This is a genomic window from Massilia sp. DJPM01 (assembly GCF_030348125.1).
GTDB classification, from domain to species: Bacteria; Pseudomonadota; Gammaproteobacteria; order Burkholderiales; family Burkholderiaceae_D; genus Telluria_A; species Telluria_A frigida.
On the sequence record NZ_JAQOZV010000019.1, the window covers coordinates 21,029 to 36,956 of the forward strand.

The 15,928-nt window shown below is 64.3% G+C and carries 12 protein-coding genes; all 12 read left to right on the top strand.

Annotated elements, in window-relative coordinates; genetic code table 11:
* Positions 1–276: 276 nt before the first annotated feature.
* The 12 genes from PO883_RS14160 (at position 277) to PO883_RS14215 (ending at position 15,874) form a co-directional block, all read left to right on the top strand.
* Positions 277–1,110 carry a protein phosphatase CheZ gene (locus PO883_RS14160; RefSeq protein ID WP_289310347.1) on the top strand — a complete coding sequence of 278 codons (834 nt, stop codon included), beginning with the start codon at positions 277–279 and terminating at the stop codon, positions 1,108–1,110.
* Entirely contained in the window at positions 1,110–3,026 is a 1,917-nt protein-coding gene (locus tag PO883_RS14165) for a chemotaxis protein CheA (protein ID WP_289310348.1), read from the top strand. Before PO883_RS14160 ends, PO883_RS14165 begins: the two co-directional genes overlap by 1 nt.
* A gap of 126 nt (positions 3,027–3,152) precedes the next feature.
* Positions 3,153–4,865, top strand: coding sequence for a DUF805 domain-containing protein (locus PO883_RS14170; RefSeq protein WP_289310349.1), 1,713 nt, complete (start codon positions 3,153–3,155; stop codon positions 4,863–4,865).
* Positions 4,866–4,932: 67 nt separating this feature from the next.
* Positions 4,933–6,510 (top strand): DUF805 domain-containing protein, encoded by a 1,578-nt coding sequence (locus tag PO883_RS14175; RefSeq protein ID WP_289310350.1) that lies wholly within the window; start codon positions 4,933–4,935, stop codon positions 6,508–6,510.
* A 164-nt stretch (positions 6,511–6,674) separates the two neighbouring features.
* Positions 6,675–8,078, top strand: a complete 1,404-nt coding sequence (gene leuC, locus PO883_RS14180) for a 3-isopropylmalate dehydratase large subunit (protein WP_289310351.1) — start codon at positions 6,675–6,677, stop codon at positions 8,076–8,078.
* A 23-nt stretch (positions 8,079–8,101) separates the two neighbouring features.
* Positions 8,102–8,224 (top strand): entericidin A/B family lipoprotein, encoded by a 123-nt coding sequence (locus tag PO883_RS14185; protein WP_167088474.1) that lies wholly within the window; start codon positions 8,102–8,104, stop codon positions 8,222–8,224.
* A 67-nt stretch (positions 8,225–8,291) separates the two neighbouring features.
* The gene (gene leuD / locus PO883_RS14190) at positions 8,292–8,939 is read left to right on the top strand and encodes a 3-isopropylmalate dehydratase small subunit (protein WP_167088473.1); all 648 of its coding nucleotides are present in this window, start codon (positions 8,292–8,294) and stop codon (positions 8,937–8,939) included.
* Positions 8,940–8,973: 34 nt separating this feature from the next.
* Positions 8,974–10,044, top strand: coding sequence for a 3-isopropylmalate dehydrogenase (gene leuB, locus PO883_RS14195; RefSeq protein WP_289310352.1), 1,071 nt, complete (start codon positions 8,974–8,976; stop codon positions 10,042–10,044).
* A gap of 30 nt (positions 10,045–10,074) precedes the next feature.
* Positions 10,075–11,202, top strand: a complete 1,128-nt coding sequence (asd, locus tag PO883_RS14200; RefSeq protein WP_289310353.1) for an aspartate-semialdehyde dehydrogenase — start codon at positions 10,075–10,077, stop codon at positions 11,200–11,202.
* 323 nt (positions 11,203–11,525) lie between these two features.
* Positions 11,526–14,378 carry a FimV/HubP family polar landmark protein gene (locus PO883_RS14205; protein WP_289310354.1) on the top strand — a complete coding sequence of 951 codons (2,853 nt, stop codon included), beginning with the start codon at positions 11,526–11,528 and terminating at the stop codon, positions 14,376–14,378.
* Positions 14,379–14,405: 27 nt separating this feature from the next.
* Positions 14,406–15,203: a tRNA pseudouridine(38-40) synthase TruA gene (truA, locus tag PO883_RS14210; protein ID WP_289310355.1), complete on the top strand. Its 798-nt coding sequence runs from the start codon at positions 14,406–14,408 to the stop codon at positions 15,201–15,203.
* A gap of 8 nt (positions 15,204–15,211) precedes the next feature.
* A complete protein-coding gene (locus PO883_RS14215; protein WP_289310356.1) occupies positions 15,212–15,874 on the top strand; it encodes a phosphoribosylanthranilate isomerase in 663 nt (220 codons plus the stop codon).
* Positions 15,875–15,928 lie beyond the last annotated feature (54 nt).

Here is a 15,928-nt window from a genome sequence, read left to right on the forward strand (position 1 = left end):
GAATTGCCACTGCCCGCAGCGCCGCGCTTACGAAATACAACACTCCACAGTGTCAATTGCACATCAAAGTCACGTTTTCATTAGCGATGGCACAAGTTTCACGTGCCATTTTGGCGCGACCCATGCACAGTGATTTACCAAGGGCACCGCACGCTGCTAAACTCGCGTAAACCGGCGATGTTGCCGCGCATCATGCTCTACCCCGAACTTGCATGGCACCACCAGACACCAGCAGATTGATTGCGAACACCTTACAAACATGGAGAAGCAGGGACTATGACCGACGCCGCTGATGATTTCGACGCATTATTCGAGGAAGTGTCCGCGCAGCGCAGCAGCGAACCGGCGCCCGCAGTTGCGCCGGCGCCGGCCGCGGCTGCTGAAGACGATATGGAAGCATTGTTCGACCAGGTCGCTTCGACCCGTCCGCCCGAGTCCGCGCTCGCCGCCGTGGCTGCGCCAGCCGCCGTCGCTGCCGTCCCCGCAGCGGAAGGAGCCGTCGAAACCGACGAACACGGCAAACCCATGTTCGAACGCCTGGGCGGCATCGTGCGCCTGCTGCACGACTCCCTGCGCGAACTGGGCTACGACAAGGCCCTGTCGGAAGCGTCGACCCAGATCGTCGATGCCCAGGACCGCCTCGAATACGTCGCCAGCCTGACCGAGCAGGCCGCCAACAAGGTCCTCAATACGCTCGACGAAGGCATGCCGGCGCAGGACGTGCTGTCGAAGAAAGCCAAGGTCATGGACACGCGCTGGGCCGACCTGTTCGCGGGCAAGCTCAGTATTGACGAATTCAAGACCCTGGCCGGCGACTCGCGCGCCTTTGCCCAGGCCGTCACCGACGCCACCGAAGCGGAAAAAGCGCGCCTGCTCGACATCATGATGGCCCAGGACTTCCAGGACATCACCGGCCAGCTGATCAAGAAAGTGGTGATCATCACCAAGACGGTGGAACACGAACTGGCCGAATTGCTGCGCGATAACGCGCCGCCGGCCGTCCGCGAAAAACTGTTGCACAAGCCAGCGCTGATGTCGGGGCCATCGTTCCCGTCAGTCGCACTCGATCAAGACAATGTTGACGACTTACTTGCCGACCTGGGATTCTAATGGACGATATGCTCAAGGATTTCGTCGTCGAGGCGATGGATCTTGCAGTCAACGTAGAAGAACACCTGCTCGCCCTCGAGCGCGATCCGAACAATAAGGAAACGCTCAACGCGGTGTTTCGCTCGTTTCACACGATCAAGGGCGGGGCGGGCTTCATGAACCTGCCAGCCCTGGTGGCAGCCTGCCACCTGACCGAGAACCTGTTCGACGCGCTGCGCACCGGCGCCGCCCCGGTCACGCCGATCGCCATCGAAGCGGCGCTGCAAGCCTCCGGCTTCGTGGCCGACCAGCTGACCGACCTGTCGAACGGCGCCCGTCCCGAACAACTGGCCTCGATGCCCGACTCGCTCGAACGCATCCTGGTCAACGCCATCGAAGGCAAGGGCGACGCCCCGCCCAAGGCAGCCCCGGTGGCAGCGCCGGCACCCGCAGCGGTTGCCGCCGCCCCGGCCGCAGCCGCTCCCGTCGCAGCCGCCGCGCCCACCAGCACGCCCGGCTCCGATGGACTCGACTGGGAAGCCATGTTCATCTCGGTCACGCCGGCCGGTACCTACACGCCGGCCGACAAGCCTGCCGCCGTTCCCGCAGCCGCAGCCGCAGCCGCTCCCGTGGTGGCCGCCGCCGCGCACGCACCTGCCGCCGCCAAACCGGCTGGCGCCGACGCCGGCGCCGACGCCGGCGCCGACCGGCGCGAAGAAAAAGTGCAGGAATTCCGCGCCGCCTCCGCGCCCGCCAAGGAAGACAGCATCCGCGTCGACGCCGTCAAGCTTGACGCCCTGCTCGAAGTGGCCGGCGAGTCGGTGCAGGCCGCCAACCAGGCCGCCGTGCTGCTCGAACGCCTGCTGCAATTCAAATTCGAAGGTCCCGCCGCCACCCTCATGGCGACCCTGACCGAAACGCTGGAACGCGCCTCGCGCTATTCGGCCGAACTGCAGCGCGCCACGCTGGCCACGCGCATGCAGCCAGTCGGACGCCTGTTCCAGAAATTCCCTCGCCTGGTGCGCGAACTGGCCAAGGACCTGGGCAAGGACGTCGAACTGACCATCGAAGGCGCCGAGACCGAAGTCGACCGCGTGGTGGTCGACAGCCTGTACGACCCGCTGGTGCACATGCTCAGAAATGCGCTCGACCACGGGGTCGAGTCGCCCGAAGACCGGCTCGCGGCCGGCAAGCCGTCCAAGGCCTTCATCTCGCTCAAGGCCTGGCAGGAAGCGAACAGCGTCATGATCGTGCTGCAGGACGATGGCAAAGGCATGGACCCGAACGCGCTGCGCCGCAAGGCCGTGCAAAAAGGCCTGATCAACGAAAACGGCGCCCAGAGCGACGAAGAAGCCTACCAGCTGGTATTCCTGCCGGGCTTTTCGACCAAGGAAGTGGCGTCCTCGGTGTCCGGGCGCGGCGTCGGCATGGACGTGGTCAAGACCGCCGTGGAAAAGAACCGTGGCGCGATCCACATTGATTCCTCGCTCGGCCACGGCACCAAGTTCGCGATCCGCCTGCCGATCGAACTGTCGATCGTGCCGACCATGCTGGTGTCGACCTCCGGCGCCGCCCTGGCGCTGCCGATGGCGGTGGTCCAGCGCGTGGTCGAACTGCCCGATAACTTCATGAACGTCGGCGGCGCGCCGGTGCTCAAGGACCAGGGCCGCCCGCTGCCGGTGCGTTCGCTGGCAAGCTCGCTCGGCTACGAAGCCTGTTCCGAAAAAGTCGGCATCGTGATCGCCGCGCCCCAGCCTTACATCCTCGCGGTGGAAGCGGTGGACGGTACCGCCGACCTGGTGATCAAGCCGATGACCGCCATCAGCGTCGACGGCATCACCGGCACCGCGCGCTCGGCCGAAGGCGAGCTGGTACTGGTGGTCGGCCTGTCGTTCCTCATGGATGGCTGCCGCGGCACCCTCAAAGTCGCCGCCTGATTGTCCCCCCCGGGCGCTGCCGCCGGACCCGTTCCGTGGCAGCGCTTCTGGTTTTCTTCCCATATTGACGAGATTTCAGTTGTGCCGCCTGGCAATACATGTCAGGATGGCATCTTTTGTTTATTTTTGAAAACTTTAACTGAAAGTCGTTTATCGATGGTGTCGGAAACTTTTGAGCAAGTGCTGAGCGCTGCGCAGGCGGATGGATCCTTGCATCCGGCCTGGAAAAAATTGGTGAGCACGCATTTTTTCGTTCCCGTCCGATCGGCTTCCGGCAGCGCCGAATTGCATCTGACCGATGCTGCGGGCGACGGCAAGCGCTCTATCCTGATGGCGGAAGTGCGCGAGCGGGTCGAGCCGCTGCAAGGCAGCGTGCTGACCTCGCTGCGGGGGCTGGATCTGGTGCGCATGCTCCAGCCCGACGCCGGCATCCGGATCGCCTTGAGCGATCGCGTCTTCGACATCGCCAGCGACCGGGTCGAGTGGCTGCGGAAGGGCATCGAAGCGTCGCTGGCCAAGGCCGCAGCCAAGGCGCAGGCCGCCGCATCGGCAGCCGCACCCGCATCGGCAGCCGCACCCGCACCCGCACCCGCACCCGCACCCGCACCCGCACCCGCACCCGCACCCGCACCTGTCCCCGTGCCTGCTCGCGCAACTGAACCGGTGCGCGCGCCGGTCATCCTCGACAAGGCCCCACCGGCTCGGGCCAGCGTTCGCCGACCTGCCGTCGCCGCCCTCGACATCGCCGCGCTCCAGCCGCGCAGCGTCGTCATGCCCAACATCGGCCTGGCCTTGTTCGTGCCGGCCGCTTGGCGCGAAAGCAGCACGCCCGGTGGCCTGCGTTTTCAGGACAAGCAGGGCGGCACGGTGCTGGAACTGAGCGGATCACTGCGTCCCAACGTCTCGCTGACCCAGTCGATGAGCAACCGCGTCGGCATGGTGCAGCAGCAAATGCCCTGCCTGACGCAGGACGGCGCTGCCTATGACCTTCACGGCGAAGGCTGGGGCGAGCGCATCGAAGGCAAGGCCGCCGAATTTAGCGGCACGTTCGCCGGCGACAAAGCCGCGAGCCGCTTCCTGCTGGCCTGTTTGCGCATCGAGGGCACCGTGGTGGCGATCACGATCCGTGCCCCGGCGGCCGCCTTCGAGCGAAACCGCGCCGTGTACCAATGGCTGCTCGGTCGCGTCAATATCAATCCGGTGGCGGCCGAGCTGTACAGCATGGCCGCGGCTTCCGCCGGCGCCGGCACCAATGCCCTGGAAGCCGGGGTCTACAGCGTATCAGCGGCCTCCATGGGGAACGGCGCCGTCGCGCAGCGCGAAGCGGGCGACGAGCCGGCCATGATCGGCTGGTCGATGAAAGGCCGCATTGGCCGGCTCCGGGCAATGGCCTACTCGACACCGATCGTCGTCATGATGTACGGCTGCGCGTTGGTGGCGATGTTGGGCGGAATCAAAGTGGACGGGGCCGGGGTCATGTATGTCGTCGGCGGCCTGCTTTTCATCGTGACCTTGTATTTTCCCATACGGCTGATGGTGTTGCGCATGCACGATCTGAACTTGAGCGGCAAATGGCTGATCGGATTTATCGCGGCCATGATGCTCATGGGCGCCACCGGCATGGCGGTGTTCCTGGTTGCGGCGTCGACTATTTTCTCGTTGGGATTCATGCTCGTTTACTGCCTGCTTCCAGGTACCGATGGCGAGAACGACTATGGCGGTGTTCCCTCGCCCAATTCCACCTTGGTCAAGGTGGGCGCGGGGCTGTTGATCTTCCTGCAGTTCGGTTTCTTTCTGGTCAAGACGCTGTTCGGTTTCGTGCTGAGCACGCTGCTGTAGGCAAGCCGCGCGCCATCGCGCCGCGGAGGCGCGCTCCCGCTATCCTTACATTGAAAGTTGTTATTAGATGTCGCAAGATTTCGAGCAGGTGCTTAGCGCCGCGCAGGCGGACGGATCGTTGAATCCGGCATGGGAAAAATTCGTTAATACCAAATTTTCCGTCCCGGTCATCCAGCCGCCCGGCAGCGATGCCAGCAGCATCACGCTGCACCTGTCCGGTAGCGCCGGCGCCACCGGGCAATCGATCCTGATCTCGGAAGTACGCGAGCGGGTCGAGCGGCATCATGGCGGCGCCATTGCGACGCTGTCGGGCGCGGAGGTGGTGCGCATGCTGCATGCCGACGCGGGCATCCTGGTCGCTTTGAGCGACCGTACCTTCGACATCGCCGGCGACCGCGTGGCGTGGATCAGGAAGAGTATCGACGCCACTCTGGCCAAAGCGGCCCAGGCGCGCGCCGCCGCCGTTCCGGCCCCTGTTTCCGTTCCCGCTCCCATTCCCGCTCCCGCGGCACCGCGCGCCCCGGTTGCCCTGGAAAAAACAGATCCCGCCGCAGCGCAGCGCCGCGTGCGCGAAGCGGAAAGCATGCGCGTCCACGCGGAATCTGCGGAATCGGTTCACATGGACCCCGAACCGTCGCTGTTCGCCTTGTCGATGCAGGGCCGCGTAGGCCGTATGCGCGCGCTGGCCTGCAGCCTGCCGCTGTTTGTCGCGCTGGGCGCGCTGTTCGCGGTTGGCCTGCGGCTTTCGGCGCAATTCCAGTGGGTGGCGCTCACTCCGGTCGTTGCGGCCGGCCTCATGGTACTGTATTGGATGATGCGCTTGATGGTGCTGCGCCTGCACGACGTAAACCTGAGCGGCGCCTGGCTGGCCGGCGTCGTCCTGCTCATCTTTATCGGGGGCTTCGTGGGAGGCGAGCACCTCGTGGAGTTGATGTGGACCATGTTCTGGCTCGGCACGACAATCGTCTGCTGCCTGATTCCAGGCACTGACGGCGCTAACGCCCACGGCCCCGCGACGGGTCCGAATTCCACCCTGGTCAAAGTGGGCGCCTGGCTGTTCATCCTTACGTATCTGGTCTCGCAGGGAACAAAATCGACGCTGCGCGATGAGGCCGGGCGTGCACATTCCGCGCCGCAGCCCGAGCGCGCCGGCGATGCCGGGACGTGGCAAGCCGCGCCTGCCGGCAGTGCAGGCAAAGCCGGCGCGCCGCTCGCCGGCCAGTTCTGGACCTCGCCCGACGGCGCCATGACGATCGCGTTTCCCATCAAGCCGGACGAAGATGCCGTCCGCGCCAACGTGCTGCAACGTATGGGTGCGGTCCGCATGCGCCAATTCAGTGCATTCGCACACAGCGAAAACTACCGGGTCCAGGTGCTCGACCTGGGCGCGGCGCCCGCCGATCCCGAGACGGTCATGCTCCAATTGCAGGCAACCCTGCTCGGACTCAACGACGTCATGACCGTGCCGCCGATGGAGTTGATATTCAAGGGCTACCCCGGACGCGACATCAAGGCCGGGCAGCGCCTGATCCGAATGCTCGTGGTGGGCTCCACGGTGTATATCGTAACGGCCGACGCCGATCCCGCCCCGGCATCGATGGCGCGCGCCGGCGCCTTCATCGGATCACTGGCGCTGATCCAGTGACGATGGCTTCGTTCGCTGACACGATACATTCGGTGAATAAACTTCAGGAAACGCGTATCGAAAACTGCGAAAGTATCAAAATGGGGCAAGGCTTACTGCGCTGCACAAATATGGCATAATCAAATGCGGTACTTGATTCATGCAGTCGCCTACTACCTTCCATCATGATAAAAACGCTCTACGACAAACTCTGGGAATCGCACATCGTGCGTTCCGACGACGACGGTACGACGGTGCTTTACATCGACCGCCACCTGCTGCATGAAGTGACCAGCCCGCAGGCCTTCGATGGCCTGCGCGCCGCCAACCGCAAGCTATGGCGCAATTCGGCCAACCTGGCGGTGGCCGACCACAACGTGCCGACCACCGACCGCAAGGACGGCATCCTTGACCCCACCTCGCGCCTGCAGGTCGAAACGCTGGACGCCAACTCCAAGAGTTACGGCCTGACCTACTTCAACATGAACGACAAGCGCCAGGGCATCGTGCACGTGATCGGTCCGGAGCAGGGCGCCACCTTGCCCGGCATGACGGTAGTATGCGGCGACTCGCACACCTCCACCCACGGAGCTTTCGGCTGCCTGGCGCACGGCATCGGCACCTCCGAAGTCGAACACGTGCTGGCAACGCAAACGCTGCTGGCCAAGAAATCCAAATCCATGCTGGTGCAGGTCGACGGCGTGCTGCCGGCCGGGGTGACCGCCAAGGATATCGTGCTGGCCGTGATCGGCAAGATCGGCACCGCCGGCGGCACCGGCTACGCCATCGAATTCGGCGGCGCCGCGATCCGCGCACTGTCGATGGAAGGGCGCATGACGGTCTGTAACATGGCGATCGAAGCGGGCGCGCGCGCCGGCATGATCGGCGTGGACGACACCACCATCAATTACGTCAAGGGCCGCCCCTACGCGCCGGCCGGTCCGCACTGGGACCGCGCGGTCGACTACTGGCGCACCTTGCATTCGGACCAGGGCGCCCAGTTCGACATGGTCGTGCTGCTCAACGCCGCCGACGTCAAGCCGCAGGTCACCTGGGGCACCTCGCCCGAAATGGTCACCTCGATCGATGGCCGCGTGCCCGATCCCGACCAGGAAAAAGACGCCGTGCGGCGCGACGCCATGGAAAAGGCGCTGGTCTACATGAACCTCCAGCCCAACACCCTGATCGCCGACATCCGCATCGACAAGGTGTTCATCGGTTCGTGCACCAATTCGCGCATCGAAGATTTGCGCGCGGCTGCGGCCGTGGTGCGCGGCAAGCAGCGCGCGTCCAACGTGCGCCTGGCGCTGGTGGTGCCGGGCTCCGGGCTGGTGAAAGACCAGGCCGAGCGCGAAGGACTGGACAAGATTTTCAAGGACGCGGGCTTCGAATGGCGCGAGCCAGGCTGCTCGATGTGCCTTGCCATGAATGCCGACCGGCTTGAGCCGGGCGAGCGCTGCGCCTCGACCTCGAACCGCAATTTCGAAGGTCGCCAGGGGCAGGGCGGGCGTACCCACCTGGTATCGCCCGCCATGGCGGCGGCGGCCGGCATCACCGGCCATTTCGTCGACGTGCGCGCACTGCGCTAACATCCATCGTCAGTGAGTTTGTAATGAAAAAGCTGTTTGCCCTGTTCGCCATCGCACTGCTGCTCGCCGCTTGCAACACCGTATCGGGCCTTGGCAAGGACATTCAAAAAGTCGGCCAGAAAATAGACGGCGCCGGCAAAAAATAACAGGCGGCTCCGCGGACCGCCGCGTCGCTCCCGCCCAGGCGGGGGCGCGCCCACACTGCAAAAGACCATGGATAAATTTACGATATACGAAGGCCTGGTGGCCCCGCTCGACCGCGCCAACGTCGACACCGACGCCATCATCCCCAAGCAGTTCCTCAAGTCGATCCTGCGTACCGGCTTCGGCCCCAATCTGTTCGACGAATGGCGCTATCTCGACCACGGCGAGCCGGGCAAGGATAACAGCAGCCGTCCGCTCAATCCCGACTTCGTACTCAACGAGGCGCGCTACCAGGGCGCCTCGATCCTGCTCACGCGCAAAAACTTCGGCTGCGGCTCCTCGCGCGAACACGCGCCGTGGGCGCTCGACCAGTATGGTTTCCGCGCCATCGTCGCACCGAGCTTCGCCGATATCTTCTTCAACAACTGCTACAAGAGCGGCCTGCTGCCGATCGTCCTCACCGAGTCGCAGGTCGAGCACCTGTTCAACGAAGTCAAGGCGTTCCCGGGCTTTCGCCTGGTGGTGGACCTGGAGCAGCAGCGCATCTCGACGAGCAACGGTTCGCTCACGTATGAATTCCAGATCGACCCGTTCCGCAAATACTGCCTGTTGAATGGCCTGGACGACATCGGCCTGACCTTGCGCCACGCGGACGAGATCCGCGCCTTCGAAGAGCGCCACCTGGCGGCCCAGCCCTGGCTGGCCAACGTCATCTGAACCCCATGCATTATCTGACGACAAAAGAGATCACATGAAGATTGCAATCCTGCCGGGCGACGGCATCGGCCCTGAAATCATGGCGCAAGCGGTCAAGGTACTGAACGTCCTTGGCGAACAATTTGAAATGGAAACCGCCGACGTCGGCGGCGCCGGCTACGCCGCCCACGGCCACCCGCTGCCGCCGGCCACGCTGGCGCTGGCCAAGAGCGCCGACGCGGTGCTGTTCGGCGCCGTCGGCGACTTCAAGTACGACACCCTGGAGCGCTCGCTGCGCCCGGAACAGGCCATCCTCGGCTTGCGCAAGGAACTGGGGCTGTTCGCCAACCTGCGTCCGGCGATCCTGTATCCGGAACTGGCCGGGGCGTCGACCCTCAAGCCCGAAGTGGTATCGGGCCTGGACATCCTGATCATCCGTGAACTGACCGGCGACATCTATTTCGGCAAGCCGCGCGGCGTGCGCGAATGCCCGGATGGCCCGTTCAAGGGCGAGCGCGAAGGCTTCGACACCATGCGCTACGCCGAAACGGAAATCCGCCGCATCGCGCACGTGGCCTTCCAGGCCGCGCAAAAGCGCAGCAAGCGCGTCACCAGCGTGGACAAGGCCAATGTGCTGGAGACGTTCCAGTTCTGGCGCGACATCGTCACCGACGTGCACAAGGAATATCCGGACATCGAGCTCGATCACATGTACGTCGATAACGCCGCCATGCAGCTGGTGCGCGCGCCGAAGAAATTCGACGTCATGGTCACAGGGAATATGTTCGGCGATATTTTGTCCGACTGCGCGGCCATGCTCACCGGTTCGATCGGCATGCTGCCATCGGCCTCGCTCGACGCCAGCAACAAGGGCTTGTACGAGCCTTCGCACGGTTCCGCGCCCGACATCGCCGGCAAGGGCATCGCCAATCCGCTGGCGACGATTTTGTCGGCCGCGATGATGCTGCGCTTCTCGCTCGGTAAAACCGAGCAGGCCGAGCGCATCGAGACCGCGGTCAAGAAGGTGCTGGCGCAGGGCTTGCGCACCGGGGATATTTTTGAAGCCGGTACCACCAGGGTCGGTACCGAGGAAATGGGCAATGCAGTGGTCAAGGCGCTTGGGTAAAGCAGTCTCTTACATTAACGAGGAAAGAAGATGAAATTAGTTGGCTTGGTAGGTTGGCGCGGTATGGTGGGTTCGGTCCTGATGCAGCGCATGCAGGACGAGGGCGATTTCGCCCACATCGAACCTGTGTTCTTCACAACGTCGAACGCGGGCGGCAAAGCGCCTGCGATGGCGAAGAACGAGACTACCCTGAAAGACGCAACCGACATTACCGAGCTGTCGAAATGCGAGATCATCATTTCCTGCCAGGGCGGCGACTACACCAGCGAGGTGTTCCCCAAGCTGCGCGCAGCCGGCTGGAACGGCTACTGGATCGACGCCGCCTCGACCCTGCGCATGAATGACGATGCCGTCATCGTGCTCGACCCGGTCAATCTCGACGTCATCAAGAATGCGATGACGCGCGGCGTGAAGAACTACATCGGCGGCAATTGCACCGTGTCGTGCATGCTGATGGGCCTGGGCGGCCTGTTCCAGCACAAGCTGGTCGACTGGATGAGTTCCATGACTTACCAGGCGGCCTCCGGCGGCGGCGCCCAGCATATGCGCGAGCTGCTGACCCAGTTCGGCACCATCAATCAATCGGTGAAAGCGCTGCTGGACAACCCGGCTGCCGCCATCCTGGAAATCGACCGCACCGTGCTGGCGACCCAGCATGGCATGTCGGCTGACGAGACCAAGCAGTTCGGCGTGCCGCTGGCCGGCAACCTGATTCCGTGGATCGACAAGGACCTGGGCAACGGCCAGTCGAAGGAAGAGTGGAAAGCCGGCGCCGAGACCAACAAGATCCTGGGCCTGGGCGCCGCCTTCGGCAGCAGCGAGATTCCGGTCGATGGCTTGTGCGTGCGCGTGGGCGCGATGCGCTGCCACTCGCAGGCGCTGACCATCAAGCTGAAAAAGGATGTGCCGCTGGACGAGATCAACGACATCATCGCCGCCAATAACCAGTGGGTGAAGGTGGTGCCGAACACGCGCGAAGCGTCGATGCGCGACCTGTCGCCGGCGGCGGTCACGGGCAGCCTGACCATTCCAGTCGGCCGCCTGCGCAAGATGTCGATGGGCGGCGAGTACCTGTCCGCCTTCACCGTGGGCGACCAGCTGCTGTGGGGCGCGGCCGAACCGCTGCGCCGCATGCTGCGGATTATTCTCGATAAGTAAATACGTGTAGAATGGCGTGTTGTGCATGCAGTCGGTGCACAGCACGCAGCGGTGGCCTGTGCGTAACTTGCGTTTTTAGCCACCATTACCCCGGTTTTTCGTATACTTCTTGATAATTCAGTTGTTATATCTTGCAAGGTACTTGACATAGCGGCATGAATGCGGTTCTGACCGAGCTGTTACAGAAAGCGCGAAATTGCGTATTTAGTGAGCAACTGCCCGACATAGTTGCTCCAAAAACTTGCATGCTCTAGTGCATGATGATATGTTGAGACCTCCGGGAAACCAGCCTTCTCCCCCGTCAACTCATGATGCCGCCAACTATGCATTTAAACACTCGCTCCAAGCTCACTTCGTTCGCGTTGAAATCCCTCACAGGCGCAGTCGCCAGTGCGGTGTTTCTGTCCACCTCGGCATACGCGGCGGGTCTCGGTAAACTGACCGTACTGTCCGCACTCGGCCAGCCCCTGAACGCAGAGATCGAACTGACCTCGGTTGCCAATGACGAAGCGGGCGGTATGACCGCCAAGCTGGCCCCGGCGGAAGCCTTCCGTCAAGCCAATATCGATTTCAATCCGGCCCTGCTGTCGCTGCGTTTCAGCGTCGAGCAGCGCGGTGGCCGCCAGTTCATCAAAGTCACTTCTTCGCAACCTGTCAACGAACCGTTCGTCGATATGTTGCTCGAATTGAACTGGGGCTCCTCGGGCCGACTGGTTCGTGAATACACTTTCCTGCTTGATCCTGTCGAAATGCGTTCGACCCAGACCGCGCAAGTATCCGCGCCGGTCGACGTGCTGTCGCAGGGTAACCGCAACGGCGCCAAGGCGGATGCGAAAGCCGGCGCCAAGGCCGGCGGCAAGACGGGTGCGGCCACTGCCGCCAAGCCGCCTGCCGACGCGCCTGCGGAACCGAAAGCCGAGCCAAAGGCAGCGCCGTCGCAAGAGCCGCAGCGCGCCGCCGGCAAGGGCGAGGGCGACAGCGAGTACAAGGTCAAGCGTGGCGATACGCTGGGCAAGATCGCAGCACAGATCAAGCCGGCCGATATTTCGCTCGACATGATGCTCGTTGCGCTGTACCGCGCCAATCCGGACGCCTTTGCAGGCAACAACATGAACCGCCTGAAGTCGGGCCAGATCCTGGCGGTGCCCGAGGCGGCATCGATCAAGGGTTCCGAAGGCGAAGCGCGCGGCGTCGTGGTGGCCCATGCCACCGACTTCAACGCGTACCGCAACAAGCTGGCCGGCCAGGTCGCCAGCGGCTCGGCCGACAAGGAACCTGAAAAGACCCAGAGCGCCGCCGGCAAGATCACCGCCAAGGTGGCCGAGCGTCCAACCGCTGCCAACGAATCGAAAGACCAGCTCAAGCTGTCGAAAGCGACTGGCGCGACCGACGCCGCCGGCAAAACCGGCGCGCTGACGGCGGAAGACAAGATCGCCAAAGAAAAAGCCATGGCCGACGCCACCAAGCGCGTCAAGGAACTGGAAAAGAACGTTGGCGATCTCGAAAAGATCATGACGGTCAAGAGCAAGGCCGCCGCCGGCGCCACCGCGCCGAAGACGCCGATCACGGAAGTGGTCAGCGCCAAGCCGCCGGTCACGCCTGCGCCGGCCGCCACGCCTGCGGTGGTCGCGCCGCCACCGCCAGCGGCCGTACCAGTGCCGCCGCCTGCCGCCGTGACCCCGGCTGTCACCCCGCCGGCCGTGACGCCAGCGCCAGTGGTGGCCGATGCGCCTGTGGCAGCGCCAGTGCCGGCCGTCGTGCCTGCGCCGACACCGGTGATCAAGCCGGCTGCGCCAGCGCCGGAGCCCAGCTTCTTCGACATGTTGATGGAAAACATCGTCCTCGTGATCGCTGCCATCGTTGCCTTGCTGGCCGGCCTGTTCGGGCTGTCGAAATGGCGCGAGCGCAAGCAGGTCGAGCGCAATCCGTCGGAGCCGTCGATCCTCGGCGCGCCGACCGACCAGGCGCACTCCCTGTTCGCCGAAACCGGCGGCCAGAGCGTGGACACCAACAACAGCGTGTTCAACTCCAGCTTCGCCCCATCGGCCAGCCAGCTCGACACCAATGAAGTCGATCCGGTCGCCGAAGCCGACGTCTACATCGCCTACGGCCGCGATGCCCAGGCTGAAGAGATTCTCAAGGAAGCGCTGCGCACCCATCCCGACCGCTATCCGGTCCGCCTGAAACTGCTGGAAATCTACGCCGCCCGCAAGGATCAGCGCGCGTTCGAGAGCCAGGCCAGCGAACTGTATGGCATGACCAAGGGCCAGGGCGACGAGTGGGCACAAGCGGCCGCACTGGGCCTGTCGATCGATGCGATGAACCCGCTGTACGCCAGCGCCGGCAGCAGCGCAGCCGCCGCGACCAGCCAGCCAGTCGATCCGGCCGACCAGTTCGATGCTTCGGCAATCGACAACGGTCCGCACAGCGCACTGATGGACCTCGACCTCGACCTGAGCAAGGACACCAGCGCCGCGCCAGCTGCACCGGCACCGGTCGCGCCAGTCGCCAAGGCAGCCGAGGAGCACACCCTCGATTTCGACCTGGGCGGCCTGAGCTTCGAGCCAGTCACCCCAAGCGCGCCGGTGGTGACGCCGGCCGCCGAAGTCATGGACGAGCATCACCTGTCGTTCGACACGCCAGCGGCAGCGCCGGTGCACGTCGAGCCGGTCAAGGCGGAGACGCCGAACATGGACTTCGACATGGACTTCAATGCACCGGCGCCGGCAGCGGCCGCGGCCGCGGTGACACTGTCGAAGGCGCCTGCGGACGACGATTTCAACCTCGACGGCATGAACTTCGACCTGCCGCAATCGACCACGCCGGGCGCCGTGCCTAGCCTGGCCAACGACGATCCGTTCGGCGCCGATACCAAGAGCGCCAAGGCTGACGCCGTGCCGGAATTCGACATGCACTCGCTCGACCTCGACCTGCCCGCAGGCAGCGCCGACACCACCGCACTGCCGGACTTCAACGACATCGGCAGCGCCGGCGACGTGCAGGTCGGCGAACTGACGGCGGTCCAGATGGAGATGGAGACCAAGCTTGACCTGGCCATCGCCTATCAGGAAATCGGCGACAAGGAAGGTGCACGCGAACTGCTCGATGAAGTCATCAAGGGCGGCAGCGCTTCCCAGGTGGCCAAGGCGAACGACATGCGCATCAAGCTGGCTTGATGAGCGACGGCTGTTACTGGATCTAGATTGAAGCGAATAGCACTGGGAGTCCAGTACGACGGTACCGCCTTCAACGGTTACCAGAAGCAGCCAGACCGCAACACGGTGCAGGACCGGCTCGAAATCGCGCTCGAAAAATTCGCGCGCGTCGAGCTGGGTACCACCTGCGCCGGCCGTACCGATACCGGCGTTCACGCGCTCGAACAGGTGGTCCACTTCGACACCGGCCTCTCGCGCGGCATGCAATCCTGGGTGCGCGGCGTGAACGCCTTTTTGCCCGACGCGATCGCCGTGCGCTGGGCCACCGAAGTGCCCGAGCATCCGGGGCAGGAGTTCCACGCCCGCTTCGCCGCCTTTGCGCGCACCTATCACTACGTCCTGTACAACAATCCGATCCGCTCGCCGCTACTGGTGGGCCGCGCCGGCTGGGTGTTTCGCCCGCTCGACGTGGACCTGATGCGCGCCGCCGCCCAATGCCTGGTCGGCACCCACGATTTTTCGGCTTTCCGTTCCTCGCAATGCCAGGCCAAGTCGCCGGTCAAGCAGATGCACGCGGTGAACATCGAGCGGCACGGCGAGGTGATCGTGTTCACCTTGCGCGCCAGCGCCTTCCTGCATCACATGGTGCGCAACCTGATCGGCTCCCTGATCTATGTCGGCCAGGGACGGCATGCGCCTGGATGGCTGCGCGACGTGCTCGAAGGGCGCGACCGCAACGACGCCGCGCCCACTTTCATGCCCGATGGCCTGTATCTGGCCAAGATCGACTACGATCCCAAATGGGGCTTGCCGCACGAGGCGGCCCGTCCACTGCCCTGGTTCTGAGGCCACGCATGCAACGCACACGCATCAAGATTTGCGGGCTGACCCGCCCTGAAGACGTCCAGGCCGCGGTGGCCGCCGGCGCCGATGCACTCGGCTTCGTGTTCTATCCGAAAAGCCCACGCTCCGTGACGGCCGCGCAGGCCGGCGCCTTGATCTCGGCCGTGCCGCCGTTGGTCTCCACGGTGGCGCTGTTCGTCAACGCCAGCATCGACGAGGTGAGGGCGGTTGCCGCCGTGGCGCCGTTTGCGCAGTTGCAGTTCCATGGCGACGAAACGGTGGAAGAGTGCGCCGCTATCGCTGCTGCCGTTGGACGGCCGTTCATGCGCGTGTTCCGCGTGCGGCCCGAGACCACCGGCGCCGACCTGCTGGCCGAAGAGGCGCTGTGCCGCGCCGCCAGCCCGTTGTTTTCCAGCCTGCTGCTTGATACCTTCGTGGACGCTTACGGCGGCGCCGGCAAGGTCTTCGACTGGGCCGTCATTCCAGCCGAACTGGCCCCGCGCGTGGTACTGAGCGGCGGCCTGACGGTTGACACGGTGGCCGGCGCGGTGCGCCAGGTGCGTCCGTATGCGGTCGACATCAGCAGCGGCGTCGAACAGGGCAAGGGCATCAAGGATGGCGCCAAGATCGACGCCTTCACCGGCGCCGTACGGATGGCCGATCACGGGGCCTGAACCGCCTGCTGCGTCGGCGCCACCACAAGCGGCGCCGATTTGCTAGAATACGTT

What these genes read in the sequence shown, in the direction of transcription:
- PO883_RS14160 (WP_289310347.1), top strand. Translation starts at nt 277, where the DNA reads ATGACCGACGCCGCTGATGATTTCGACGCATTATTCGAGGAAGTGTCC.
- PO883_RS14165 (WP_289310348.1), top strand. Translation starts at nt 1,110, where the DNA reads ATGGACGATATGCTCAAGGATTTCGTCGTCGAGGCGATGGATCTTGCA.
- PO883_RS14175 (WP_289310350.1), top strand. Translation starts at nt 4,933, where the DNA reads ATGTCGCAAGATTTCGAGCAGGTGCTTAGCGCCGCGCAGGCGGACGGA.
- leuC (WP_289310351.1), top strand. Translation starts at nt 6,675, where the DNA reads ATGATAAAAACGCTCTACGACAAACTCTGGGAATCGCACATCGTGCGT.
- PO883_RS14185 (WP_167088474.1), top strand. Translation starts at nt 8,102, where the DNA reads ATGAAAAAGCTGTTTGCCCTGTTCGCCATCGCACTGCTGCTCGCCGCT.
- leuD (WP_167088473.1), top strand. Translation starts at nt 8,292, where the DNA reads ATGGATAAATTTACGATATACGAAGGCCTGGTGGCCCCGCTCGACCGC.
- leuB (WP_289310352.1), top strand. Translation starts at nt 8,974, where the DNA reads ATGAAGATTGCAATCCTGCCGGGCGACGGCATCGGCCCTGAAATCATG.
- asd (WP_289310353.1), top strand. Translation starts at nt 10,075, where the DNA reads ATGAAATTAGTTGGCTTGGTAGGTTGGCGCGGTATGGTGGGTTCGGTC.
- PO883_RS14205 (WP_289310354.1), top strand. Translation starts at nt 11,526, where the DNA reads ATGCATTTAAACACTCGCTCCAAGCTCACTTCGTTCGCGTTGAAATCC.
- PO883_RS14215 (WP_289310356.1), top strand. Translation starts at nt 15,212, where the DNA reads ATGCAACGCACACGCATCAAGATTTGCGGGCTGACCCGCCCTGAAGAC.